Here is a 25,887-nt window from a genome sequence, read left to right on the forward strand (position 1 = left end):
CCGGCCGGCCGACGACGCACACGCGACGTCGGCCGGCGGTCAGCGTCAGGACTCGGCGTGATCGGACGTCATGGCCAGAACCCGCGCGGCGTCGAACTCGGCCCGAAGGGTGTGCAACCTTGTGTCGGCGAACTCGAGTGAGTCCGATCCGAGGAGCTGATGCAGGGGAGCGTCACCGGCGGTGACCACCGTGATGATCGCCGACGCCGCGCGCACCGGATCGCCGAGTTGGGTTCCGGGCATGGCCTGGTGCGCGCCGGTCATGTCGCGGATGGCGGGATAGGCGTCGATCGCGTTCTCCGGCAATCCCAGCGACGTGGGCCGCAGGAAATCGGTTCGCATGTAGCCGGGTTCGATCAGGTTGACCGCGATCCCGTGGGCGGCGACCTCGGCCGCGAGTGACTCCGTGAGTCCCTCGAGGGCGAACTTCCCCGCACAGTACAACCCCCATCCCGGGAACGTCGTCAGTCCCAGGATCGAAGAGACGTTGATGATGTGCCCACCGCCCCGAGCCCGCATCCCGGGTAGCGCCGCGCGCAGCACATTCCACACGCCGAAGATCTGGACGTCGAACATCTTGCGCGCCTCGGCGTCGGTGACCTCTTCGACGGCGGCGAGGAAACCGTATCCGGCGTTGTTGACCACCACGTCGAGTCCGCCGAAACGTTCCTCGGTGGCGGTGACCGCCGCGCGGACGTCCTGTTCGTCGGCAAGTGAGACCTCGAGTGGGAGCAGGTTGGTGGTGTCGGCGCCGACCAACGCCGTCTGTAGTCGTTCTGCGGAACGCGTGGTGGCGGCCACGTTGTCGCCGCGGCGCAGCAGCTGGGTGACCAGTTCGAGTCCGAGACCGCGCGAAGCGCCGGTGACGAACCAGGTGGCCGGTCGGTTGGTGGGATGGGTCATGATCGCCTCCTGTGTGTTCTCATCGGTTCGGCTGCGAACCGATGAGTCGAGAATGTCCCGTCGAAAGCGGTTGTGGGAGCTCGTAACCGGCCCCCGTGCACCCAGTCCGGGCCAACCTAGGACTCGCAGGCCCAGGCGCGGACCGCCGGACTGACGCAGAATGGGATCATGTCCGATCTCAACCGAGAACTCGCCGACTTCCTCCGTCGTGCCCGATCCGCACGGGATCCCCGGGAGGCGGGACTACCCGACGACGGGCGCGTCCGTCGTGTCAAGGGACTGCGACGCGAGGAGGTCGCACTTCTGGCCGGCGTGTCGACCGACTACTACACCCGCCTCGAGCAGGGTCGGCGCATCGTTCCCTCCACTCAGGTCATCGATGCGATCGCGCAGGCGCTGGGACTCGACGACGTCGGGCAGGGCCACCTGCGGAATCTGGTGTCGGCGACACGACCACCGCGCACATCTGGCCGGTCGCGAACGGCGGTACAACGAGTCCGACCTGGTTTACGACAGCTGCTTGACTCCCTCGACGCGCACCCCGCACTCGTTCTCGGTCGTCGTACCGAGGTCCTCGCCGCGAACCGGATGGCCCGAGCGCTCTTCGCCGACTTCGAACGGATGCCCGGCCGGGAACGAAACTACGCTCGCTGGATGCTCCTGTCCGAGTCGGCGCGCGATCTGTTCATCGATTGGGAAACGCAGGCGCGCAGCGCCGTCGAGAGTCTGCGGCTGGAAGCCGGACGGATGGCGGGCGACCGCGACATCATCGAGCTCGTCGGTGAGCTGTCGCTGTCGAGTCCGGAGTTCCGGCAGTGGTGGTCTGAGCACAGGGTCCACCAGCGCACGTTCGGCGCCAAGCGTCTGGCGCACCCGATCGTCGGCGAGCTGACCGTCGACTACGAAACCCTGACCCTGCCCGGAGACGATGAGCAGACGCTGTTCCTCTACACCACCGAACCGGGATCTCCGTCGCGTCAAGCGATCTCGATCCTCGCGAGTTGGAGCCAGCCCGCTCCGACTCCCTTCGAGTGAGGATGGTCAGAGATGTTCGACCGGTTGTCGCAACAGCGTCCGCAGTTTGTCCGGCGCGACCCGCCGGAAGTCGCTGAAGTAGACCTCGTGATGCCGCCCTCGCATGCGTAAACCGTTGTCGGGGATGAACCGATCGTGCATCTCGGTGAGGACCGGGCCCTCGTCGTCGAAGGAACCGTGATGCAGCGTCTGTACGCACCGGCCCTCGTCCAGGGAGTCGATGCGGAGGTCGTCGAGCCGCGGCGGTGGCTTCTTCGCGCCCGCCTGCGCGACGGCGTCGTCGAGCATGTCATCGTCGATCCAGTCAGGGATCATCAGCATGAGAGTCCAACTCCAGCGGCCTTTGTCGCGTGCGCCGGTGAACGCGCTCATGTCGTCCGACCACCAGAGACCTTCGAGCGGTGGGACGACGTAGTCGCGCCCGAGTTCGCGACTGCTCGCGAACTTCAGCTTGTAGGCGACCGGGTACAGCGTCTCGATGGTCGCCGCGAACTGTGGCATGGTGTTGGGGTCGCCCGACCCGTCGATCATCAGGTAGCGCATCACGGGTATGTCGAGAACACGTAGCCGGCCTCGAGCGGCCTTGTACGCGTCGAGTGTCTTCTTGAAATCGACCTTCTCGGGCACGTCGATGACCCTATCGGGGAATGCGCCGCCGTTCGTGGGTTCGGCGGGCGAGGAAATACGAGACTCCGCCGATGCCGAGGCTCCACCCGATCGCCGCTCCGACGCTGCCCGCTGGGACCGGGGCGTCGGTGAGGGTGCCGCGCAGGACCTCGATGACGGGCGTGAACGGCTGATACTCGGCGAACTGGCGCAACCCGGCGGGCAGCGATTCGGCCGGGACGAAACCCGTACTGAGAAACGGCAGGATCGTGAGGAACATCGGTGTGTTGCTGGCGGTCTCCACGCTCTTGGCGGCCAGTCCGAGATAGACCGCCAGCCAGATCAGGGCGATGGCGAACATCGTGGTCACCCCCAGCGCGGCCAGCCAGTCGAGTGAGCCGGCCGACGGCCGGAACCCGATCGCGACGGCGACGCCGAGGACGACGACGATGCTGAACAGGGCCTGGATCAGGCTGGCGACCACGTGACCGGTCAGGACCGCGGAGCGGGCGATGTCCATCGTGCGGAATCGATTGATGATCCCCGATGTCATGTCCATGGCCACGACGATGGCCGTGCCCTGGACCGCCGACGCGACGGTGACCAGCACGATCCCGGGCACCACGTAGTCGAGATAGGCGGCCCGTCCGCTGTCGCCGGATTGCGTGGTCATGCCGGCACCGAGCTGGCCGCCGAACACGAAGACGAAGAGCAGCAGGAAGACGACGGGGATCCCGACCAGCATCACGGTCAGTACCGGAAACCGGATGAGCCGACGCACGTTTCGGCGCACCATGACCCGCGAGTCCGACATCGTGTGGGCCAGGGCCGTCATGATGCTCCTCCGGCCTGATCGGGGTCGGCGATGTCGGGAGCGGGATCACCCGTGAGGGCGAAGAACACATCGTCGAGGGTCGGGGCATGGACAGCGACGTCGGCGACCGTGATCCCCGCGGCCTCGAGCCGATTCAGTGTGGTCCGCACCGTGGCGACGGTGTCGTCGGTCGCGATGTCGAGGCGTCGCGACTCGACGACGCGACGTGCATGCGGGAGCAGCGCGGCCGCCGCGTCGAACGAGTCGCGGTCGGCGAACGTCAGGCGCACCTCGGAATCGTGTACCCGGCTCTTCAACTCGGCGGCGGTGCCCTCGGCCACGATGTGCCCGTGGTCGAGAACGGCGATCCGGTCCGCGAGCCGGTCGGCCTCCTCCAGGTATTGGGTGGTGAGGAAGATCGTGACACCGTCGGCGGCGAGCCCGGAGATGGTGTCCCACAGCATCCGACGGCTTCTGGGGTCGAGACCGGTCGTCGGCTCGTCGAGGAAGATGACGCGCGGGATCGACACGAGCGTCATCGCGAGATCGAGTCGGCGCCGCATTCCGCCCGAATATGTCGACACCGGACGGTCCGCGGCCTCGACGAGGTCGAACTGTTCGATCAGCTCCCGCGTCCGGGCCCGCCCGCTGCGACGACCCAGCCGGCGCAGGTCGGCCATGAGGGCGAGATTGGCCCGTCCGCTGAACAACTCGTCGACCGCAACCGATTGGCCGGTGACGCCGATGATCGCCCGGACCGCCCGGGTCTGCGCGACCGTGTCGTGTCCGCCGATGGTCACCGTCCCCGAGTCGGCGGGGAACAGGGTCGATGCGATGCCGACGGTGGTGGTCTTGCCGGAACCGTTGGGACCGAGGAGTGCGGTCACGCTCCCCGCGGGTACGTGCAGATCGATGCCGTCGAGAACACGGTGCTCGCCATAGCTTTTCGTGAGTCCGCTGATCTCGATGTCGGCGGCGGTGGTCAACCGATCGGGTCCGTCGCGCCGTGGGGGTCGATCATCGATCGTGCGCGTCGAGTCGCGCCGCGACGTCGGCGGGGAACCCGCCGGTGGCGATCGGGCCCCAACTCGTCGGCGTGATGCGGATCAGCGACTTGCCCTGCGTCCGCATCGCGGCGCGGTACTCGTCCCAGTCCGGGTGCTCGCCGGAGATGCTGCGAAAGTAGTCGACCAGTGCGTCTTCGGCCTCGGGCATGTCGAGGACCTCGGCGTCGCCGTCGACCTGGACCCAGGCGCCGTTGAACTCGTCGGAGAGCACCACGACGCCGGCCACGGGGGTGCGGCGGAGGTTCGCGGCCTTGGCACGCCCGGGATAGGTCGAGATGACGATGCGGCCCTGCTGGTCGACGCCGCCGGTGACCGGTGACATCTGCGGACTGCCGGTGGATCGGACGGTGCTGAGGATCATGTGGTGACGCGGCCGGATGAACTCGAGCAGTCCGGCACGGTCGACACCATCGGCTTTCGCGACTGTTCTGGCCATGCCGCCGACTTTACGCCGGGACCGGGCATCCCACGGCGAGCGCTGCGCGTTCCGTGGACTTGCCGGAGACGGTGACGGCGTCGTCGACCATGACGACGATGGTCGTGTCCGGGTCGTGGTCGTGGTCGTGGAACAGCGAGGTGTTGTATCCGGGGAGATCGCACAGGTGGGTCTCGCCCCGGAGCTCGCCGTGCGACCAGGCGGTGTGCGGTGAGCAGCCGAATGCCCGTGCGGGAGCTCAGATACGGTGGGCCAGTACCGGCGGGACCGGATAGATCTCGACTGCCGTGGCGAGTTTGGCCGAGACTGCTCGCTCCCGCGCGATCGCGTCGAATCCGTGGCCGCTCGGCCGGTCCGGGACAGACATTCCGGAGTCGACGACGCTCCAGTCCGAGCCGGCATCGATCAGGGACCGATGCTTGGTGGAGTAGTACCCCGGCATCGCCACGACCGCGACCCCGGGATCGCCCGCGGCCGCGGCCATGAGGTGCGGATGGAACCGGGTGCTGATCCAGGTGTGGCGGTGCCCGGCGGGCAACCCGCCGAGCCAGACATCGCGGAAGTTGAGCACGGTGGCGCCCGTCAACCGCGGACCGAGGAGAAAGGGAACCTCGTTGTCGTGCCCCGGTATTCCCTCGATGACGGTCACCGCTGAACCGGGCACGTCCCAGGCGTCGAGCGTCGTGCGCACGAAATCGGCCAGCGCCTCGACGCCGGTCGACCGGGGCCCGGCGAATTTCTCGGTGAGGTCGGATTGCAGGCAGAGCACGACCCCGTGCTCGGCCGGTGGATCGGTCTCGCGGTACAGCGGCGGCCGGGGCCGGTGGAGGGCCAGCCAGGCATCGTCGCCGGAATGCCGTGCGGCGACAGCGCCGTCGAGTACCTCCGACGATGCGGAGTCGCGCACATCCACGATGTCGAATGCGGCGAACGACTCGGTCAGCGCCGCCCACGCCCGGCCCTGTAGAGCGGGAACCAGCCCCTGACCGGTCGCGGCCAGCCGGGCACCGGATCGCCGGGCCACCGCGGCAGCGGCGACGAACAGCGAGACATGGTGCGGCCACACGGTGTTGAGGTAGCCACCACCGAGCAGGTGGATGGTGGTCGCGGAGTGCAGGAGGTCGACACCCGCGGTCACGCGCGGCGCCAGACCGGTGTCGAGTGCGGCGGACGCGACCCATTCCCACGGCGCCTGCGGTTCGGCGCCCGCCGCATGGTTGGTCAACTGCCAGAGGGTGTCGACGACGAGCATGTTCGGGTGGGCATCGCGCAGCAGGGTGGTGGCCGTACCGGGACTGTGGCAGTCGAGCACGACCGTGGCATTGGGCCGTACCCGGGCCAGATGCCGCAACCATGTGCGCGCGATGAGTTCGTCACCGTAGTTGGGATGACCGGCCGGGGCCACCAGATAGATCACCTCGCCGGTGCCCATCGCGCGGCCGAGCCGGGAGTCGGCGGTGCGATGCCGGACCGCGGTGCCGATGCGATCGGCCAGGATGTCCGCGGGCCGGAACAGCGGGCGGTCGGTCGCCGGTCGTCTGGTCACGGTCCCCAAGGTTACGGCGTCCCCGCGTGGCCGACACCGCCCGGACGGTGGGGTCGGTCTGAGGGTGTGCGAGGGCTAGCGGAATGTGCCTTCGAGGTAGGCGAGAGCGGCCTTGGCGTCGGTGACGGGTCCGCGGTAGCCGACGTACCCGTCGGGGCGGATGACGAACACTGTCGAACCATCCGGGAGGTAGCCGTCGGCGAACCGGCCGTCGGTGTCCCGGAGCAGCGGCAGGTCGGTGCTGCCGACCTGCGCCGTCGGTGCTGCGACCACGTGAATATCGAAGTGGCCGTGCGACTTCGCGGAGATCTCCGCGGCCAGGGATTCGAGGCCGGTGACATCTCCGGTACCGGCGGCGGCGTCCGCATACAGGACGAGTGAGTGGTCGACGCCGCCCAGTACGTCGAAGAGACGCAGCTGGTGATTGACCGACTCGCGACTGAGGCCCGCCGCGTCCGGTGCTCGTTCGCCCGCCCGCGGCGCGGCCGGCGCCGAAGGGACCGTCGACCCGGCGACTGCGGGACTGTCGGCATAGGAGATCAGCAACTGTGCCTCGCGCCGCATGACGAAGTCGATGTCGGTGGAATCGGCACCGATGCCCTCGCGGGCGTCCCGGACGGTGCGTCCGACGACCTCTTCGCCGACGGGCCGGCGCTCGAGGTCGTAGCTGTCGAGGAGTTTTTCGGAGGCGACGCCGGCGACGGCGAGCGCGAGCTTCCAGGCGAGGTTGTGGGCATCCTGCACCCCGGTGTTCATGCCCTGCGCCCCCGTCGGCGGATGGATGTGCGCGGCATCGCCGGCGACGAACACCCGTCCGCGGCCGTAGGAATCGACGATGCGGTGACTGATCCGGAACACCGAAGACCATCGCAGGTCCGAGACCGACGCGGGTTCGGGCGAGAGTCGATCGACGACGGCCTGGATGTGGGACAGTTCCGGGGCCCGCGTTCCCTCGAAGCCGTGCGCCACACCGTCCCCACCGTTCGTCGGCGCGACCGCGAGCTCCTCGGGGACCAGCATCGACATCCGGTAGCGCCCGCGGCCGGGCAGCGGGATGCACACCAGCTGGTCGTCGGTGGTGCCGTCCGCGTTCTGGTGCATCGACCGGACGGCGTAGCCACGGGGCATCGACCAGTCCACCGCGACGTCGCCGAGCATGTACTGCTCGGTGAAGGCAGCGCCCTCGAAGCTCAGCCCCAGTCCCTTGCGCACAACGCTGTGCGCACCGTCGGCGCCGAGCAGATAATCCGCTCGGACGGTGGTCTCGCCGTCCGGACCCGTGAGGGTGACGGTCACGCCGTCGGCGTCCTGTTCGAACGCCGATACCGCTGTGCCCCGGTCGATCTCGGTGCCGAGATCGGTGAGGCGCTCGCGGAGGATGCGCTCGGTGGCGTATTGGGGCAGCAGGTGGAAACGGTAGGGGACGTCGGGCGGTGTCGTGAGGTCGACCCGTGAGACCTGGTTTCCGTTGACGTAGACGAGTTGGCCACGCATCTCCAGGCCCGCGTCGAGCACTTTTCCCACGACGCCCATGCTCTCGAACACCTCGAGAGTGCGGGGCTGGATGCCCACGGCCTTGGCGTACTGCGGAGGCTCGAGGAGCGGATCGACGATGCGCACGCCGATTCCGCGTCTGCGCAGTTCGACTGCGGCGGTCAAGCCGATGGGGCCGGCACCGGCGATCAGAACATCGACTTCGGTCATGGAATCCTCCCGTGGCCGGCAGTCGCCGACGCTGAGAGGATTATCGGCCGACCGGACGCCGACGCGGTGCGAGAACGGAGAAAAACCGGGCGCCGAACAGTCGTCGTGGTGCGCTGGACTATCTCGGGATGGCGGCCGGGCCGATCGCCCGCGCGCCCAGGCGCGCGATCCTCGCCCGCAGCTCGCGGTCGGCGGTCACCACGATCCGGTCCCGATGCGGGTCCGAGTCGGCGACGACGTCGACGATCGTGTCGTCGCCCACGGCGGGTGCATCCACGACCCGGACGTGTTCGCTCGCTTCGACACCGCGGGCCCGGCCCTCGACCACGAGCACCACCTCGAGTGGTCCCGGCAGTCCCTCGAGCCCGCGGACCGCGATGGACTCGAGTCGTGAGCGCAGTCGCTCGGCGGCTCCGCGACGGTCGCGCCACCACCCGTCAGGCACCGAACCGACGACGTTGGCGCCGTCCACGATGAGCAGCGGCCGGGTGTCGGCCGAGTGATGGGGTCGGTCACCGGACGGGGCGGACATGCCAACCATCACCGCACACCCGGCCCGTCGAGGGCAAGTGCGTCGGTACGGTCGTGCCGATCAGATGTCGCCGTGGCAGAAGCGGTTCGCCGGGTCGACTGCACTCTTGATCTCGTCGAGCCGCCGCCGGTGGGCGGCGCTGAAAGCGTCGGCGGCACGGGCCACCCGTTCGGTACCCGCGGTGAAGTTCAGGAAGGCGGCGCCGGTGACGTACGGCGCGAGCTCGGTGCGTGTCACCCGCAGCGTCGACTCGACCGCCAGTGCGACGTGCGGGTCGGGCACCGCCGCGACGAGTTCGAGGAGGAAGCGTCCCGTGCGGCCCCGATCGTTGGGTGCGTGCTCCGCGCCGCGGGCGATCGCCCCGCCGGAGTGGCGGATCTCACCGCACACGATCAGGGGCGCGGATGCGGGTGCCGGCCGAACCCGGTCGGCGACGATGTCGATGGCGGCGTCCGGGAGGTCGTCGAACCATTCGGTGGTGACCATCACCGGCATCGGTTCGGTCGGGTCCATGCTCACGGCGTCGATCGCGGCGAATGGCAGCACATCCCACGTGTCGACGAGTGGCGCGCGCCACGCGCGCCACTCGTCGACGATCGCCCGGCCGGCGTCGAGATCCCCGGACCAGCATCCGCGCACGACGGCGAGGCTCTGACCGCGCAACGGTGCCGGGACGTCGTCGGTGGGTGGGAAGTTGAGAACCGCGACGGCGGAGGTGAGCTCGTCGGTCTGCGCGGGTGCCCAGTCCCGAAAGCGGCGGATGATCTCCTCGGCGTCGGCGACCGGGTAGAAGAGGTTGCCCGCGTACACGGTCGACACCTCGACGAGCGCGATCTCCATGGATGTCACGACCCCGAAGCCGCCTGCGCCGGCGCCCTTCAACGCCCAGAAGATGTGCGGGTGACTGGTGTCGGTGACCCGGATGGGGGTCCCGTCCGGGGTGACCAGGTCGGCGGCGCGCATGTGGTCCGACGCGAGGCCGAAGCGTCGGCCGAGCCAGCCGAAACCGCCCCCCAGCGTGGAGCCGACGGCGCCGACACCGCTCGCCGAGCCCATCAGCGGCGCCAGTCCGTACGGCGCGGCGGCGTCGACGACGGTCCGCCACGTGGCACCTGCACCCACGCGCGCGGTCCGGGTGATCGGGTTGATGCTCACAGACGAGAGTCGGGAGGTGTTGATCAGCAGCCCGCCGTCGGCGGGCCGCCCGGTGCCGTGGCCGGTCGCCTGCACCGCGACGCGCAGGTCCTCCTCGGTGGCGAACCGGACCGCTTCCACGACGTCGAAGTGGTTGGCGGGAACGGCGATCACGGCCGGACGATGCACGTCGAGCCGGTTGAAGCCGGACCGCGCGTCGAGGTAACCCGCGTCGCCGGGACCGTAGACGTCGCCGGCGATCCGGTCGCGGAGTTGCGCGAGCACCGAGGTGCGGGTGCGGACGGTCAGGCGCTCGGTGTTCCCGGGTGGGGAGGAAGCGGGGGTTGCGGTCATCGGCAGGTCCTCGGTTGCGGCCGGGAGAACTCCGGCAGGGTTCGGCGGTGTCCGGGCGGTGCCCGAGTCCTGACCAGGGTCGCCGAGGGACCTTGAGGGCGACTTGAGACGGACTTGGTGCTCCTCAGCTGGGGACGGCGAGTCCCCAGCTCGACGCCAGTGCGTCGACTCTCCGGACCATCCCGTCCGCCTGTTGCGCGCGTGCGGTGTCGCGCGCGGCCGACAGGGTCGCGGCCACCACCGAGGCGGCGCGGCCGTTGGCGTACTCGTAGCGCGCGCGGACGACGAGGCGGTGCGCGTCGGCATACCGTTCGCCGGTCCGGTCGGCGACGTCCGCGGCCCGGTCGAGGAGTGCCGCGGCGTCGGTGAGCTTGCCGGCGACCACGAGGACCTCGGCGTGCAGGCCCAGCCAGTAGGCCTCACCGGTCCGCGGGTGGTCCTCCATCCCGGCGTCGTCGGCCCCCAGCCGGTCGATGTGCTCGAGGGCTTCGTCGAGGTCGCCGGTGACGGCCCGCGCCCACCAGTACATGCGTTCACCGCCGCGCCGGAGGTAGGCGAGCGCGGCGGCGGCGTCCGACGTGATGGCCGGCCCGGCATCGAGGACCCAGTCCGCGTCCCCGAGCATGGACGCCGCACCGACCGCGAAGACGGCCATCCCGAGCTGCGATCGCGGATCGGGGTGCGCGTCACCCATCGTCGCGAACACCGCCCGGCCGGCATCGCTGCCGAGATGCACGGTCGCCGCCCAGGCGCGAAAGCCGCGGGCCATCGCGAGCTGGTCGTCGCGGAGACCCTCGACATCGACGTCGATCGGCGCGTAGGTCTCCAGGATGCGATGCGCGGCACCGAAATTCCCACGGTGGAACTCATCGATACCGGCCGCGTGCATGCCCAGGTGGGTGACGACCGGGTCGTCGGACCGCTCGGCGCGCCGCCGCAGATCCTGTGCGAGGCGGTGCCCGGTGTGCGTGTCCGCGATCTGGAAGTGGGCCGCGCAGCGTGCGTAGTCGAGCGTCGCGAGCAGGCGCGTGTCGCCCAGAGTGGACGCAAGCGTCCGGGCACGCTCCTGCAGGTCGGGATCGGCGGCGAAGTAGCCGTGTGCCGCGACCTCGCCGGCCAGCTGGGTGGCGATCGCGACGAGCTCCGCCTGCTGGTCGCCGGTCGCTCGGGCCAGTGTCGCGGCATCTCCCAGATGTCTGCGCGCCCCGTCGAAGTCGTAGGAGCGCAGGGCGATGTCGCCCGCGCTGAGAAGGGCGGCGGTGGTGCGCTCCCGGTCGGCCAGCGGGCCGGCGGACCACAGATGCCGGGCAACCCTCGTCACCGCATGGGGTGAGGAGTTGCCGGCGAGCGCGTCGGCGATCGCGAGGTGCAGCCGGCGGGCGCGCATCGCGGCGATCCCGTCGGCGATCGCCTCCCGGATGATGTCGTGGCTGAACCCGAAACCGAACGGATCGTCCGGTCCGAGGTCGATGACCCCCGCCGCGCCGGCGGGCTCGAGCAGGTCGAGTGCCTCGTCCACCGGGCGTCTCGCGGCGGCCGCCAGCAGGACGAGATCCACGCGCGTACCGAGGAGCGATGCCAGTTCGAGGAGTTCGGTTGTCTCCGGTGACAGTCCGACCAGCCGCTGGCGGACCACATCTCGGACACCGGAGGGGACCGCGCTGCCGGCGATGGACCCGCGATCGGCCAGGATGCGGGCGAGTTCGCGGACGAAGAACGCATTGCCGCCAGTACGTCGCTCGATCGAGGCCACGGTGGCGACCTCCGGCCACTGGCGGGTCTCGCGCCGGATGAGTTCGGAGATGTCGTCGCCGTCGAGGGGCCCGACGTGGAGGCGCCGGTGCTCCGGAAGCCGGGCGAGCGTCGCCAGCGTGCCGGCGACGACGGGTCGGGTGGACGGCGAACGCAGCGAGGCGAAGAAGGTCACCCCGCTGGTCCGGCGTGCGGCCATGTGCGCGAACAACTCCAGCGATGCGCCGTCGGCCCACTGCAGGTCGTCGAGCACGATGATCAGCTTCGAGGTCGCGGCCACGCCGTCGAGGAGATCGGCCGCCTGATCGTAGAACTGGAATCGCGCGGCGGCGTCGGGCATCTGCCGGGGCGGCGGGATCACGTTGACGCCCTCGGTGACCATGCGGCCGAGCGAGCTGTCGAGGAGCCGCTCCCGGTCGGCCGGATCGAGCCGGGGCAGCACCGCGCCGAGGATCTGGACCCACGGCCACATCGACGGGGCCGCCGGGTCGTCGACGCAGCGTCCCCACAGCACCTGGAGGTCGGCGGCACCCGCGGCGCGTCGGCCGGCCTCGTCGATCAGGGCGGTCTTGCCCGCACCCGGCTCACCCTCGACCACGACGACGCCGCCGTGCCCCGACATGGAGGCGAGCACGGCTCGATGCAGCGCGGCGAGTTCCTCGGTCCGGCCCACGACCGACGGCGTCTCGTCGGGTTCGGGGTCGTCGACCTCGTGGTCGCGAGAGGGGCCCGCCGGGGTGGTCTCGGCGACGTCCGCCGCGATCGTCCCGGTGCCCGGGCGGGCGACGGTGGGCACGTCGAGATGCGGCGCGTGGTCGAGGATGTCGCTCTCGAGGGTCCGCAGCCGGGGCCCCGGATCGACGCCGATCTCGTCGGCCAGGATTCGGCGGGCGGTCGCGATCGCGCCGAGCGCGTCGGACTGGCGACCGAGCCGGTAGAGCGCCGTCGCGAACAGGACCCACAGTCCTTCGTCGAGCGGCGAACGCTCTACCGCGCTCTCCAGTTCGGTGACGAGCAGACGGTGATCGCCGTCGGCCATCCGGGCTTCGAACGACAGCTCGCGAGCCGCCTGCAGCATGCGGTCGAGCTGGTCGGCGGCCTCATCCCGGAAGGCCAGGCCCTCGAACTCCGGCAGCAGTGGGCGATAGTCGTCGAGCACCTGTGCCAGCAGTGGCGCGGCCGCGGCCGCATCGCCCCGCTGCATCAGTGCGCGCGCGGTGACGACGCGGGCGGTCAGCCGTCGCACGTCGACCTGGTCGCCGGTCGCGGGCAGGCTGTATCCGGATCCGTGGGTGAGCAGGACCGTGGAGGGAGTCCGTGGTTTCCGGTCTGGTTCGAGGGCCTTGCGCAGACCAGAGATGTACGACTGGAGCGACACCTCTGCGCGCTCGGGCGGCGAATCGCCCCAGATGCCCTCGATCAGACTGTCGGCGCGCACCGGAGCCCCCTCGGCGAGGATCAGCTGGGCGAGCGTCGCCCGCTGTTTGCGCGTGCCGAGTTCGACGGCATCGGAACCGATCTGGGCTCCGAGACCGCCCATGATCGTGTACGAGAGTTCGGGCATCAGCGTGAGTGTAAGCGGTGTCCGCGTCTCTCCGGGCGAGTAGAGGCGAACGTGCCCCGGCGATCCGGCACACGATCGCTCGGCGATGTCGGCGGCCCGGAGTAGCTTGACAGCCATGACTCTCGCACTGGGCATGATCACCGTCGACGCGCTCGCACCGGCGCCCCTGGCGACGTGGTGGGCCGACCAGCTCGGCGGCCGCGTCGTCGAGGACAACGACGGGTACTTCGTCGTCGTCGCGGTCGGGGAGGGCGCACCGCTGTTCGCCTTTCAGAAGGTCGAGGACCCGACACCCGGGAAGAACCGCATCCATCTCGACCTGACGACCGACGATCTCGAGTCGGAGGTGGACCGGCTCGTGGCGGCCGGCGCGTCCAGGATCGCCGATCACGAGATGCCCGGGTTCGCGTGGGTGACCCTCGCCGACCCCGACGGCAACCAGTTCTGTGTGTCGGCACGGCACGGCGCGGAGGTCACGTCCTGACCCGCCGCCGACTCCGCCGGGCGTACGCCGGACGGGCCTGATGGGGTTCACCCGCGCCGAACTCCTCGCCTTCCAGGACCGCACCGTCGACGACCTGGTCGGCGAGGACTGCAAGCTGCTGTTCGTCGGGATCAACCCGGGTCTGTGGACGGCGGCCACCGGGGCGCATTTCGCTCGGCCCGGCAATCGGTTCTACCCGGCGCTCGCCCGGGCCGGCATCGTCGACCACGTGATCGACGCCTCACGGGGAATGTCCGACGCTCGGACGCTGCTGCTCGACCGAGGCGTGGGAATCACCAACGTCGTACCGCGCGCCACCGCGACCGCCGCCGAACTGACCGTCGACGAGTTGCGCGAGGGCGGACGCCGCCTGCGTGAGCGCGTCCGCGCGATCGGTCCCCGCGTCGTCGCGGTCGCGGGCATCACCGCCTATCGCAGCGCGTTCGGCCGTCGCGACGCCGTGCCCGGACGGCAGGACGAGACGTGGGACGGCGCGCAGTTGTGGGTGGTCCCGAACCCGAGCGGGCTGAACGCTCACGAGACGGTGGACACCCTGGCCGCCGCCTACCGACGGGCCGCGGTCGCCGCCGGGGTCGTGAACGACCTCAGAAGTCCGCCGAGCTGATGACGCGGCGCCGCACCGACAGCAGCTCCACCTCGGGATGACCTGCCGCCGACCGCTCGACCGCATCGAGCACATCGACGACATGCCCGCGGTCGGCGGCCACCGCACTGACCCCGATGACGGTCCGACGATGCACGTCCAGGTGACCTACTTCGGCCGCCGAGACCGTGTACCGCTTGCGGAGATCGGCGACGATCGGTCGCACCACGGACCGCTTCTGTTTCAGCGAGTGCACATCACCGAGGAGATAGTCGAACTCGCAGAACCCGATCCACATCAGTGATCGGTGCGGATGAGCGTCGCCACGTGGTCGGGTACGTACTTGGACAGCGAGCGCGGCGGGCGGTGATAGTTGCCCGACTCGATCGGATGCTTGGGCAGCGACACGCTGGGGCGGGGGACCTCGGCGTAGTCGATGGTCGACAGCAGGTGCGAGATCATGTTCAGCCGTGCGTGCTTCTTGACGTCGGACTCGACGACGTACCAGGGACTCAGGGCGGTGTCGGTGTGAACCATCATCTCGTCCTTGGCGCGCGAGTAGTCCTCCCACCGGTACACCGACTCGAGGTCCATCGGGCTCAGCTTCCATTGCCGCACAGGATCGTTCATACGCGACCGGAACCGCTTGAGCTGCTCCTCGTCGGACACCGAGAACCAGTACTTGCGCAGTAGGATGCCGTCGTCGATGAGCATCTGCTCGAAGATCGGCGTCTGCCGCAGGAACCGTGAGTGTTCCTCGGGTGTACAGAAGCCCATCACCTTCTCGACGCCGGCCCGGTTGTACCAGGACCGGTCGAACAGGACGATCTCGCCGGGCGCCGGCAGGTGTGCGACGTAGCGCTGGTAATACCACTGTCCGCGTTCACGATCCGTTGGTGCGGGCAGCGCGGCGACCCTGGCGATGCGGGGGCTGAGGTACTCGGTGATCCGTTTGATCGTTCCGCCCTTGCCCGCGGCGTCGCGCCCCTCGAAGACGACCACCACGCGAGCGCCGCTCTCGCGGACCCACTCCTGGAGCTTCACGAGTTCGGTCTGCAACCGGAACAGTTCGGCCTCGTAGACCTTGTTCGCGACCTTGGGCTGCTTCGGCTTGTCCTTCTTCGACATGAGCAGAAACACTACGGGGTGCGGACGGCCTCGCGCTCGGATTGCAACTCGGCGACCGACGCGTCGATGCGGGCCCGCGAGAAGTCGTTGATGTCGAGACCCTCCACGATCTGCCACCCGCCGTCGACCGACCGCACCGGGAACGAGCAGACGAGTCCCTCGGGGATCCCGTACACACCGGGAGACGGCAGCGCCACCGACGTCCAGTCGTCCGGCCGCGTGCCGAGCACCCAGTCGTGGACGTGGTCGATCGTGGCGTTCGCCGCCGAGGCGGCCGACGACGATCCACGGGCCTCGATGATCGCGGTGCCGCGTCGGGCGACGGTCGGGATGAAGTCGTCGACGAGCCAGTCGCGGTCGGCGGCGATGTCCGAGCCGCTCCGATCGCCGACCCGCGCGTGGAAGATGTCCGGGTACTGAGTCGCGGAGTGGTTGCCCCACACGGTGACCCGGCTGATCTCGGTGACGCTCGCGCCGGTGCGCCGGGCGAGCTGCGCGATCGCGCGATTGTGGTCCAGACGGGTCAGTGCCGTGAACCGATCGGCCGGTACCTCGGGCGCGTGGGCGGCGGCCACCGCGGCGTTCGTGTTGGCGGGATTGCCCACTACGATCACCCGGATGTCGTCCGCGGCAACGTCGTTGATCACCGAACCCTGGGCGGCGAAGATGTCGGAGTTGGCGGCCAGCAGGTCGGCGCGCTCCATGCCCTTGGTGCGTGGGCGGGCTCCGATGAGCAGTCCGAAACTCGCCCCGTCGAATGCCTTGCGCGGATCATCGAGAACGTCCACCGACGTCAGCAGCGGGAAGGCGCCGTCGTCGAGTTCCATCGCGGTGCCCACGGCGCCGGGGATCGCCTGCGGCAGCTCCAGAAGCCGCAGCCCGACGGGCTGATCGTGACCGAGCATCGCGCCGGCGGCGATCCGGAACACACTCGCGTATCCGATGCTGCCGGCCGCGCCGGTCACGGTGACGGTGACGGGCATCCGCCGGTTCACGAGGGTTTCTCCGTGAGCAGGACCTGCGCAGCGGGTCCGACGAGGACGAGGGCGTGGCCCACCGAATACCAGGTCAGCGGTTCCTTCGTGAACTCGGTGACCCAGGTGTCGGCGCCGGCACGCGGGCCGGGGCAGGCCATCATCGTCGAGGCGAGAGAGCCCAGACGCAACAGTGAGTTGTCGACGCGGAGATCGCCGATGTGCCTGTTGCAGCCGGCCGACAGGGCGATCCGGTTGGCGGCGGGAAAACTGACCTCCAGTGGCCCGCCACCGGGGATCTGTTCTCCGGTCACCGCGGTCGAGGTGTAGGTCTTGCCGACGAAGCCGGGGACCGGGGGAGCGGCGGGCGCGGAACCGGTGCCCACGATCGTCGTACCGAGGGCGACGATCACCGCGCTGAGCAGCAGCGCCATGCGTAAGCTGATGCGGTGTTCGCGGGCCGGGTGACGGTCGTGTGCGGATCGACGTCCCGTCACGGGTTGACGTCTCTGCGCCGGATGACGGCGTTCGCCGGAACTCACGAGCACAACGGTAGCCGACCGGACAGGGGTATGGATATGACGAATGTGGGTGCTCGATGGTCCCGGTGACGTGCCGGACCGAGTTCCTGACCGGTCGCCATCATCGTTCGGCGACCGCTGCCTGGATCCTCATGCTCGCCGCCATGGTCGCGCTCGTGGCGCTCAACGTCGCCGGGGTCGACGGCCTGGTCATCTCGGCGGTGGTCGGCGGGGCGATCGTGGCGTCGTTGCTCGGCGCGGCCTACGGACGGCTCGGCGAACGAGGAGCTGTCCTGGTGACCGTCGACGAGGACACGGTCTACTTCGGCAACGAGGATCGCACGCTCGTCAGCTATCCGCTCGATTCACTGGTCACGGTGTCGGTGGGCGGACCGGCGGATGCCACCTCGGACATGTCCGGCGAGCGCGCGCGGCATCTGACGGTGCTCGGGCAGAAGTACCTCAAGCTGACCTTCGCGACGCAGAACGGGAAACCCGTCCCCGCCGAGCAGGAGCAAGCTCCCCGTGACCGCGAGGACGGCACCGACGCCGCGTCCGAGACGGACTTCTGGCGGGTGGCCGTCGTCGAGGGGGACCCGGCGGTGGCGGAGATCCTGGCTCGTCTCCGGCGGCACGCGCCCGAGCGCGTCGCCACCACGAAGAGGACCGGCGCCGCCAAGGCGGGCGCCATGAAGACCGGGGCGTCGTCGGGACGGCAGCCGCGCACGGAGCCGGATGCTGCGTCGACCGAACCGGTCGACCTGACGCGGCCGCCATCGGGCGGGCCGCGGATCGCCGACGCGGGCTCGGACGAAGCGGCGCAACGGTTGTGGGAGGAAGCGGCGCGTCGCCACGACGAGGTCCTCGGCGCCTACGGAACCTACGAACTCGATCCCGCCATGCTGCTGCGGTACCCGGCCGTGACGGACGTGACCGTCGAACAGACACAGACTTTCCATCTCGCGCTCGACGAGGCGATGGCCCTGCGCACCGACGACTACCCGGGCAACCGCTCGCGTGCGGACGCCTATCAGCAGTCCGTCGCCAGATTGCGGCGGGCCTGGATCGCCTGCGAGAAGAACGGCCGGCGGGTGGGCGCGAGCTACCTGGAGCAGACCGATCAGGACGACCTCGATCGCGCGCTCAAGCTCTACAACCACGCTGCCGCCAGCAGCACGCCCGCGGAACAGGCCACCTATTTCGGTCGGGTCCGCGACATCGTCACCACGATGACCGATCGTGGCGTGCTCCATCCCCCCGAGGCGGCCGTCGCCGAACTGCAGGCGGTCACGCGCCGCGCGCTCGAAGCGGGTACGCCGAAGGTGTGAGCGCGTGAAAACAGCGCACCGTCAGTAATGACCCTGCTTGATGAACCGCCCGTCAGGTGCGTACAGACCCTTGGCAGTGTCCGAGTTCGCGATGTCGATCCGGATGGCGAACGGAATCTCATCGAAGAACGGCGGGTCGGACATCTCGATGGTGACGGCACCGCGGTCGTAGTCGGGGATCGCGCCGCGTTCCATCGCGTCGTTGCGCACCGCGTCGAACAGTTCAGGTGAGGTCGCGTCGAACGCGAAACCGTCGGGACGGTTCCGGCCCGGCCGGTCCGTCACCACAGGGAACAGGCCCGGCACGACAACGACGTCGCCGCTGCGGTTCGGCATGGTGTAGTCGACCAACACGCCACCACTGCTCTGCACGGCGCTGGCGTCGATTCCGCCGGTGTTGTCGGCGATCCCGCGGATGACGAACTCGTCGATCACGGGAGTGTCCACCGGGATCCCGGCCGCAGCCATCGCTCGGCGTGCGACGTCGAACGCAACCTGGAAGTCGGCGGGATCGAAGAACTCCGCGACGGCGCCGTCCGGCCGGGCCTGGACCTCGAAGTCGCGCGAGATCTCCTTGCCGCCGTCGATGGTGCCCCGGATGAGCGCCGGTTCGTCGGGTCCCGGACGCGCGATGGTCACCCGCGCAAGATCTGCGTCGGAGGCAAACGGCCTCACCGCCGACGTCATCTGGCCGGCCAGCGAACCGAGGACGTCCGGGTCGATGGCCGCTGCGTCGAAGGTCTTGTTCGCCCGTTCGGTGTTGGGCACGACCGACGAGTTCGAGTACCCGTCACCGATGTTGATGCTCCGCGCGCCGCCGGTGGCGGGATCGAAGACGCGGGCGGAGGCGGACGGGGAGTCGATCTGATAGTTGAGTTGCAGCACGTTGCGCAGGCCGGGAGGGCCCACGTACTCGACGATCGCGTCGAGCATCCGGCGGTGCTGGTCGACGAGGCTCGTGGCGTCCTCCTCGTCCGATGACTCGTCGTCGGAACCGATCGCGGAGTCGAACCCGGAGAGCGATGGTCCGTCGACGTGCCACCCGCCGGCGACGCCGAACAGCAGTGCGCCGGCCACGACCAAGGTGACCGCCGGGTAGACGAGGGCCCAGCGGCCGGGCTGGTCGTCGAACTCGGGGGTGTCGGCCTGATCGCGCGGCGGAAGTGCGTCCGGCGGCAGGGTCGTGAATGGCGTGTCTGTCAGCGACTGGAAGTTGCCCTTGGTCATCGAGGTGATCCAGCGGGCCCGATAGGCGGTGTCGTTCGACGGGTTGATGGTCGCGGTGATCATCGTCGGTTGCAGGTCGTCGGCCGTGAGGCTGCTCCGCGTGAGTGCCTCCACCTCGACCTGCGCGGCGTCGGGCGAGGTGGCTCGCCGGAACTCCGGCAGCTCGGACACCCGCGACGCGCGGGGACTGATCGCGATCCCGGCGAACACAAGCGGGATCCCGAAGAACAGCGCCACCCACCAGTCGTTGAACGCACCGAGGCCCACTCCCACCGCGATGAGTGATCCCGCGATCACCGCCCGGACGAGGCGGCGGCGCACCCGGTTCCGGCGAGTCCTGGTCATGGGCCGTCCTTAGTCCTCGAGCCGAATCGGTGGACTGATCATAATGTCGGCGTCCTCGGTCGACCAGCGGCCGCGTACCGTTGTTGCTGACCTGACCGCCGGGAGGGGGCGGGTCGCGACGGAAACCGGGAACGATCAGGAGAAATGTTTCGGTGGGAAAGCTGAGCAACAGCATGTGGCGACTTCTGGGCGCCCAGTCGACTCGCAACCAGTCGAAGTCGTTGGGAGTGATCAAGGACGCCGAAGCCCACACCGACTGGGCCGCCGACCTCGCCGACGACGCGTTCGGCGCGGAGGCCGAGAAACTCGACATCTCCGAGAAGCCCGCCGACCGCGCGAAGTTCCTCGCCCTGGTCCGGGAGGCCGCCGACCGCGCCCTCGACCTGCGACCCTTCGACGTCCAGCTGCAGGGTGCGCTGCGCCTCCTGGAAGGCGACATCGTCGAGATGGCCACCGGTGAGGGCAAGACGCTCGCCGGCGCGATCGCCGCGATCGGTCATGTGCTGCAGGGACATCAGGTTCACGTGATCTCGGTCAACGACTACCTGGCGACCCGCGACGCGGAGTGGATGAAGCCGCTCTTCGACGTCTTCGGCATCACCGTGCACGCCGTCTCGGAGAACTCCGACCGCGAGGAACGCCGACGCGCATACGCCGGGGACGTCACCTACGGATCGGTCAACGAGATCGGCTTCGACGTCCTGCGCGATCAGCTCGCGCTGTCCGAATCGGACCTCGTGTCGCCCACGCCCGACGTGGCGATCATCGACGAGGCGGACTCGGTTCTCGTCGACGAGGCACTGGTGCCGCTGGTGCTGGCCGGGTCGACCGAGACCGAGGTCCCCGACGAGGCGATCCACGACGTCGTGTCGCGGATGAAGAACAAGCACTACGAGGTCGACGCGGAGGGTCGCAATGTCACCCTCACCGACGAGGGTGCGGCGTTCGTCGAGGAAGAGCTCGGCGGTATCGACCTCTACAGCGAGGAACACGTCGGCACGACCCTTGTGCACGTCAGCATCGCGATGCACGCGCATTATCTGCTCGAGCGCGACATCCACTACATCGTGCGTGACGGCGGTGTCCACCTCATCAACGCCTCCCGCGGCCGGGTCGCGCAATTGCAGCGCTGGCCCGACGGCGTACAGGCCGCGGTCGAGCTGAAGGAAGGTCTCACCCAGACCGATTCGGGCGAGGTCATCGACACCATCACCGTGCAGGCGCTCGTCGGCCGCTACCCGAAGGTGTGCGGCATGACCGGCACCGCGCTCGCCGCCGGCGAGCAGTTCCGGCAGTTCTACGAATTGCGCGTGTCCCAGATCCCGCCGAACACCCCCAACGTCCGGACCGACCTGCCCGACCGGGTCTACGACACCAAGGCCAACAAGGTCGAGGCGATCGTGGCCTATGTCAAGGAGATCCACGACACCGGGCAACCCGTCCTCATCGGTACCCACGACGTGGCCGAGTCCGAGGAGCTCGCGTACTTCCTCGACAAGGCCGGGGTGCCGTCGGTGGTGCTCAACGCGAAGAACGACGCGGAGGAGGCGAAGATCATCGCCGAGGCCGGCGCCCGGGGTGCCGTGACCGTGTCGACCCAGATGGCCGGCCGAGGCACCGACATCCGTCTGGGCGGTTCCACAGACGACGCGGACGCCCACGACGAGGTCATCGAACTCGGCGGGCTGTGCGTCGTCGGAACGGGCCGCCACGACACCGAGCGACTCGACAGCCAGCTGCGCGGCCGCGCCGGCCGCCAGGGTGATCCCGGCACGTCGGTGTTCTTCTCGAGCCTCGAGGACCCGGTTGTCACCAAGAACCTCGCGTTCAAACGAGACCCGGTGTCGCCCAATGACGACGGCTCGATGGGCAGCAAGGGCATCGACCTCATCGAGCAGGCCCAGCGGATCGCCGAGGGCGTGATGCTCGAACTCCATGCGAACACCTGGCGCTACAACAAGCTGGTCAACCAGCAGCGCGACATCATCGTCGACCGGCGGATGACGATCCTCACCACCGACTCCGCACTCGACGAGCTCGCGGATCTGGAACCGGAGCGCTACGCCGAGCTGACCGGCGCGACGACGTCCGAGAAGGCCGAGACCGCAGAGTCCGACAGCGACAAGGCCGACAGCGACAAGGCCGACAGCGACACCGACACGACCGACGCCGGCAAGGCCCGGACGGTGGCACCGGTCCCTCGGGAGGTGCTGTCGCAGGCCGCGCGCGAGATCGTGCTGTACCACCTGGACCGCGCCTGGGCCGATCATCTCGCGTTCGTCTCCGATGTGCGCGCGAGCATCCACCTGCGGTCGCTGGGCAAGGAGAGCCCGCTCGACGAGTTCCACCGGCTGATCCTCGCCGAGTTCGCCGACCTGCCCGGCACGGCTCTGACGAAGGCGCGTGAGACGTTCCGGGAGGCCGACATCACTCCGGAAGGCGTCGACCTCGGCTCCGCGGATCTGCACCGCTCGACGACCACGTGGACCTACATGGTCCACGACAACCTGTTCTCCTCAGGCGGAGCGAAAACATTGCAGGGCATCATCGGGATCTTCCGGTGACCGAGCCGGAGGCGGCGACCACGCCGGCTCCGGACCGGATCGTCACGGTCCCGAACGCGCTGAGCGTGCTTCGGCTGGCACTCATCCCGGTGTTCGTGTGGCTGCTCCTCGTCGAGAAGGCGGACGGGTGGGCCTTCGCCGTCCTGATGTTCTCCGGCTTCTCCGACTGGGCCGACGGGAAGATCGCGCGGCTGCTCGATCAGTCGTCACGGATCGGTGCGCTGCTCGACCCGGCCGCCGACCGGCTCTACATCGTGATCATCCCGATCGCGTTCGGCATCCGGGAGTTCTTGCCGTGGTGGCTGATCGGTGTGATCATCGCTCGGGACGTCCTGCTCTTCGCGTCGGCGCCGCTGCTGCGCTCGCGCGGGGTGTTGGCGCTACCGGTGCTCTACATCGGCAAGGCCGGGACATTCGCGCTCATGAGCGCGTTCCCGTGGCTCCTTGCCGGACAACTCGATTCGATCGTGGGGACCATCGCCTACCCGATCGGTTGGGCCTTCATGATCTGGGGTGTCGGACTGTATCTGTGGTCCTTCGTCCTGTACTGGTATCAGACGATCCTGGTGGTGCGGCTCATGCCGCCGCGCGGCCGGGCAGGCGCCTCGGCAGGCAGTAGTGTCTGACCGAGAACGAAAGGGGTTCGCGTGACCGACAGCAAAGTGCCAGAGACCTTGCGCTACACCGCGGAGCACGAGTGGATCGAGCGACTCGGGCCGACGACGGTGCGCGTCGGGATCACCGACTACGCACAGGACGCGCTCGGCGACGTCGTGTTCGTCCAGTTACCCGAGAGCGGTGCGGAGGTGACGGTCGGGGAGTCGTTCGCCGAGGTCGAGTCGACCAAGAGCGTGTCGGACATCTTCGGGCCCCTCGCGGGCACGGTGTCGGCCGTCAACGACGCCCTCGACGCGTCGCCGGAACTGGTCAACTCGGACCCCTACGGCGAGGGATGGCTGGTCGAGATCGAGGCGGCTGACGAGGCGATCCTCGACGAACACCTGGGTGAGGTACTCGACGCCGCGGGCTACCGGGCCGTCATCGAGGGGTGAGTTCCCGACGGCCGCGAGCGGCCGGTGCCCCGATCGACCCGGCTGATGGCTCCCGGAACGATATGATCGTCGTTGCCGGAGTCGACTCGCTCGCCGGTGCGATCGGCATGACCGGTACGGTTACGGCAGTGGGAACGAGGCGCGACGTGACACCGATGCTCACGATCTCGCGCCGAGAACTACCCGGCCGCACAAGTCATGTAGATTCGACCGGCCATCGCGGCGAAAGCCGACGGGCATCGTCCCGAGCGGTTCCGACGGTTCCGAGGACGCGGTTGACGACTACGCGGTTGGCACTGACGACGACGAAGGAGAAGTGGTGAGCGAAAACGACAGGGACTTCGAGGCGCCGGTGGAGACCACATCGGTGTTCCGGGAGGAGTTCATCAACGAACTCGACGCCGGGACCAGCACCTCGAGTGAGCCGGCCGACACGGGGGTCGAGCGACTCGCTCCCGGGACCGCGCTGCTTGTCGTGAAGCGAGGACCCAACGCCGGGTCGCGGTTCCTCCTCGACCAGCCGACCACCTCGGCCGGCCGGCACCCCGACAGCGACATCTTCCTCGACGACGTGACAGTCAGCCGTCGTCACGCCGAGTTCCGTCTCGGCGACAACGAGTTTCAGGTCGTCGACGTGGGCAGCCTGAACGGCACGTACGTCAACCGGGAGCCGGTCGACACCGCGTCGCTGAGCAACGGCGACGAGGTCCAGATCGGCAAGTTCCGCCTGGTCTTCCTCAGCGGCCCCCGCGACGAAGCAGACGCCTGACACCCGTGACGGCGTCCACGGCCCCCCGCGGCGAAGGATCGATGTCGATCGGCACGGTCCTCGCCCAATTGCGTGATGACTTTCCCGACATCACGATCTCGAAGATCCGATTCTTGGAGTCGGAGGGTCTGGTGACCCCGGAACGGGCACCGTCGGGGTATCGGCGGTTCAGCCAAGCAGACTGCGATCGGTTGCGCTTCGTGCTGACCGCCCAGCGGGATCGGTATCTCCCGCTCAAGGTGATCAAGGAACAACTCGACGCGATCGACAACGGGAACGGCGGCTTCGGTCCCGGCGGTACGCGGGTGCTGTCCGCGGCGCGTGGGACCGTGGCGCCGGCCACCGATTTCGGTGCGCGCGCCGGGCGCGTCTCGCGTGAGTCGCTGATCGAACGCACCGGAGTGGATTCGGCTTTCGTCACCGAACTCCAGCGCAACGGTCTGCTGATCGCCGGGCCCGCCGGCTTCTTCGACGAGGACGCGGTGCGGCTCGTCGAGGCGGCGGCCGCCCTCGCCAGTTACGGCTTGGAAACCCGTCATCTGCGGGCGTTCAAGGTCTCCGCGGATCGCGAGGCGGGCCTGGTCGCCCAGATCGCCAGCCCGATCGCCAAGGGCAAGGGCACGGGCGCGCGGGATCGTGCCGAGGAACTCGTACGCGAGATCGCCGCGCTGTCGGTGACCCTGCACACGCAGTTGGTCAAGGCTGCGGTCAAGGGCGCGCTGGACTGAGTTCGCCGCCGCATGTCGGTGTCCGGGAGCACGCCGTGCACCGGACTGAACAGCCACGATCGTCGGAAATGCGCCGCGAGTCGGCCGCCGCTGTTCACTCAGTCGGTGTAGCGTCGAGGTCACTGAATCGAGCGCCGTACAAGGCGTCTGGGAGGTGCGAGATGAGCGAGATGCGTGTGGTGGGCATCAGGGTCGAACCCCCGCAGAGCCAGCCGGTGTTGTTGCTGCGTGAGGTCGACGGCGAGCGCTACCTGCCGATTTGGATCGGACAGAGTGAGGCGGCATCGATTGCGCTGCGGCAGAAGGGGATCGAACCTCCCCGTCCCCTGACGCATGACCTGATCGTCAATCTGATCAAGGAGTTCGGGCAGACCCTGCTCGAGGTTCGGATCGTCGACATGCAAGAGGGCACCTTCTACGCCGAGATGATCTTCACCGGCGACCTGCGCGTGTCGGCGAGACCGTCGGATTCGATCGCGGTCGCGATGCGCGCCGAGGTCCCGATCATCGCGGACGAAGAGGTGCTCGCCGAGGCCGGTCTGCTGATCCCGGACGAGGAGTCCGACGACGCGCCCGAGGCGCAGGCCGAAGAGGTCAAAGAGGACGAGGTCGAGAAGTTCAAGGAGTTCCTCGACAACGTGTCCCCGGACGACTTCAAGGCGAGCGGGGCCTGACCGGTCCATGCGACCGCCGGCGTACGCGTTCCGTGCCCCGGA

25 protein-coding genes are annotated in these 25,887 nt (G+C 69.0%); 10 read left to right on the forward strand and 15 right to left on the reverse strand.

The features are described 5' to 3' along the window. Positions 1-45: 45 nt before the first annotated feature. A complete protein-coding gene (locus CA982_RS17455; protein WP_086536531.1) occupies positions 46-903 on the reverse strand; it encodes an SDR family NAD(P)-dependent oxidoreductase in 858 nt (285 codons plus the stop codon). A 168-nt stretch (positions 904-1,071) separates the two neighbouring features. On the opposite strand from CA982_RS17455, the gene CA982_RS17460 reads away from it, so the two are divergent. Then, complete coding sequence (locus CA982_RS17460; RefSeq protein ID WP_086536532.1) at positions 1,072-1,938, forward strand: helix-turn-helix domain-containing protein; 867 nt, start codon at positions 1,072-1,074, stop codon at positions 1,936-1,938. 6 nt (positions 1,939-1,944) lie between these two features. On the opposite strand, the gene CA982_RS17465 is transcribed toward CA982_RS17460, so the two are convergent. The 9 genes from CA982_RS17465 to CA982_RS17505 form a co-directional block, all read right to left on the reverse strand. After that, complete coding sequence (locus CA982_RS17465) at positions 1,945-2,565, reverse strand: GyrI-like domain-containing protein (protein WP_086536533.1); 621 nt, start codon at positions 2,563-2,565, stop codon at positions 1,945-1,947. Between the two features lie 10 nt (positions 2,566-2,575). Then, complete coding sequence (locus CA982_RS17470; RefSeq protein ID WP_086536534.1) at positions 2,576-3,379, reverse strand: ABC transporter permease; 804 nt, start codon at positions 3,377-3,379, stop codon at positions 2,576-2,578. After that, complete coding sequence (locus CA982_RS17475) at positions 3,376-4,344, reverse strand: ATP-binding cassette domain-containing protein (protein ID WP_086536535.1); 969 nt, start codon at positions 4,342-4,344, stop codon at positions 3,376-3,378. The genes CA982_RS17470 and CA982_RS17475 overlap by 4 nt, the downstream gene beginning before the upstream one ends. A 31-nt stretch (positions 4,345-4,375) precedes the next feature. Then, positions 4,376-4,861, reverse strand: a complete 486-nt coding sequence (locus tag CA982_RS17480) for a PPOX class F420-dependent oxidoreductase (RefSeq protein ID WP_086536536.1) — start codon at positions 4,859-4,861, stop codon at positions 4,376-4,378. 238 nt (positions 4,862-5,099) lie between these two features. Next, complete coding sequence (locus CA982_RS17485; RefSeq protein WP_086536537.1) at positions 5,100-6,407, reverse strand: polysaccharide pyruvyl transferase family protein; 1,308 nt, start codon at positions 6,405-6,407, stop codon at positions 5,100-5,102. A gap of 75 nt (positions 6,408-6,482) precedes the next feature. Further along, the gene (locus CA982_RS17490; RefSeq protein ID WP_086536538.1) at positions 6,483-8,111 is read right to left on the reverse strand and encodes an FAD-dependent monooxygenase; all 1,629 of its coding nucleotides are present in this window, start codon (positions 8,109-8,111) and stop codon (positions 6,483-6,485) included. Between the two features lie 118 nt (positions 8,112-8,229). After that, positions 8,230-8,643, reverse strand: coding sequence for a PIN domain-containing protein (locus tag CA982_RS17495; protein WP_086536539.1), 414 nt, complete (start codon positions 8,641-8,643; stop codon positions 8,230-8,232). A gap of 60 nt (positions 8,644-8,703) precedes the next feature. Continuing rightward, entirely contained in the window at positions 8,704-10,131 is a 1,428-nt protein-coding gene (locus CA982_RS17500) for an FAD-binding oxidoreductase (RefSeq protein WP_086536540.1), read from the reverse strand. Positions 10,132-10,255: 124 nt separating this feature from the next. Then, positions 10,256-13,447: an ATP-binding protein gene (locus CA982_RS17505; protein WP_086536585.1), complete on the reverse strand. Its 3,192-nt coding sequence runs from the start codon at positions 13,445-13,447 to the stop codon at positions 10,256-10,258. Positions 13,448-13,562: 115 nt separating this feature from the next. On the opposite strand from CA982_RS17505, the gene CA982_RS17510 reads away from it, so the two are divergent. Then, positions 13,563-13,931, forward strand: a complete 369-nt coding sequence (locus CA982_RS17510; protein WP_086536541.1) for a VOC family protein — start codon at positions 13,563-13,565, stop codon at positions 13,929-13,931. Positions 13,932-13,971: 40 nt separating this feature from the next. Beyond that, positions 13,972-14,556 carry a mismatch-specific DNA-glycosylase gene (locus CA982_RS17515; protein ID WP_086536542.1) on the forward strand — a complete coding sequence of 195 codons (585 nt, stop codon included), beginning with the start codon at positions 13,972-13,974 and terminating at the stop codon, positions 14,554-14,556. Here CA982_RS17515 and CA982_RS17520 read toward each other — a convergent pair. Genes CA982_RS17520 through CA982_RS17535 form a run of 4 tightly spaced genes read right to left on the reverse strand, consistent with a single transcriptional unit; the run spans position 14,537 to position 17,071 of the window. Then, complete coding sequence (locus CA982_RS17520; protein WP_086536543.1) at positions 14,537-14,833, reverse strand: DUF503 domain-containing protein; 297 nt, start codon at positions 14,831-14,833, stop codon at positions 14,537-14,539. The genes CA982_RS17515 and CA982_RS17520 overlap by 20 nt on opposite strands. Further along, complete coding sequence (ppk2, locus tag CA982_RS17525; protein WP_086536586.1) at positions 14,833-15,663, reverse strand: polyphosphate kinase 2; 831 nt, start codon at positions 15,661-15,663, stop codon at positions 14,833-14,835. The genes CA982_RS17520 and ppk2 overlap by 1 nt, the downstream gene beginning before the upstream one ends. 11 nt (positions 15,664-15,674) lie before the next feature. Then, positions 15,675-16,646, reverse strand: coding sequence for a malate dehydrogenase (locus CA982_RS17530; protein WP_425269088.1), 972 nt, complete (start codon positions 16,644-16,646; stop codon positions 15,675-15,677). An 8-nt stretch (positions 16,647-16,654) separates the two neighbouring features. Further along, positions 16,655-17,071, reverse strand: coding sequence for an META domain-containing protein (locus CA982_RS17535; protein ID WP_086536545.1), 417 nt, complete (start codon positions 17,069-17,071; stop codon positions 16,655-16,657). Between the two features lie 164 nt (positions 17,072-17,235). Here CA982_RS17535 and CA982_RS17540 point away from each other — a divergent pair, with 164 nt between their 5' ends. Further along, complete coding sequence (locus tag CA982_RS17540; RefSeq protein WP_086536546.1) at positions 17,236-18,486, forward strand: hypothetical protein; 1,251 nt, start codon at positions 17,236-17,238, stop codon at positions 18,484-18,486. A 21-nt stretch (positions 18,487-18,507) separates the two neighbouring features. Here CA982_RS17540 and CA982_RS17545 read toward each other — a convergent pair whose 3' ends face one another. Beyond that, complete coding sequence (locus CA982_RS17545) at positions 18,508-20,058, reverse strand: hypothetical protein (protein ID WP_086536547.1); 1,551 nt, start codon at positions 20,056-20,058, stop codon at positions 18,508-18,510. A gap of 152 nt (positions 20,059-20,210) precedes the next feature. Here CA982_RS17545 and secA2 point away from each other — a divergent pair, with 152 nt between their 5' ends. The 6 genes from secA2 to CA982_RS17575 all read left to right on the forward strand — a co-directional run bounded on the left by secA2 (position 20,211) and on the right by CA982_RS17575 (position 25,845). Next, on the forward strand, positions 20,211-22,622 hold the full coding sequence (gene secA2 / locus CA982_RS17550; protein WP_086536548.1) for an accessory Sec system translocase SecA2: 2,412 nt from the start codon (positions 20,211-20,213) through the stop codon (positions 22,620-22,622). Next, positions 22,619-23,248, forward strand: coding sequence for a CDP-alcohol phosphatidyltransferase family protein (locus CA982_RS17555; RefSeq protein ID WP_086536549.1), 630 nt, complete (start codon positions 22,619-22,621; stop codon positions 23,246-23,248). Before secA2 ends, CA982_RS17555 begins: the two co-directional genes overlap by 4 nt. Positions 23,249-23,269: 21 nt before the next feature. Beyond that, positions 23,270-23,674 carry a glycine cleavage system protein GcvH gene (gcvH, locus tag CA982_RS17560; protein WP_004022166.1) on the forward strand — a complete coding sequence of 135 codons (405 nt, stop codon included), beginning with the start codon at positions 23,270-23,272 and terminating at the stop codon, positions 23,672-23,674. Between the two features lie 316 nt (positions 23,675-23,990). After that, entirely contained in the window at positions 23,991-24,443 is a 453-nt protein-coding gene (gene garA, locus CA982_RS17565; RefSeq protein ID WP_086536550.1) for a glycogen accumulation regulator GarA, read from the forward strand. Between the two features lie 41 nt (positions 24,444-24,484). Further along, positions 24,485-25,171, forward strand: coding sequence for a transcriptional regulator FtsR (gene ftsR, locus CA982_RS17570; RefSeq protein WP_086536587.1), 687 nt, complete (start codon positions 24,485-24,487; stop codon positions 25,169-25,171). 161 nt (positions 25,172-25,332) lie between these two features. Continuing rightward, the gene (locus tag CA982_RS17575; RefSeq protein WP_086536551.1) at positions 25,333-25,845 is read left to right on the forward strand and encodes a bifunctional nuclease family protein; all 513 of its coding nucleotides are present in this window, start codon (positions 25,333-25,335) and stop codon (positions 25,843-25,845) included. The last annotated feature ends 42 nt before the right edge of the window (positions 25,846-25,887 follow it).

The sequence above is a fragment of the Gordonia lacunae genome, from assembly GCF_002149015.1.
Lineage (GTDB): Bacteria > Actinomycetota > Actinomycetes > Mycobacteriales > Mycobacteriaceae > Gordonia > Gordonia lacunae.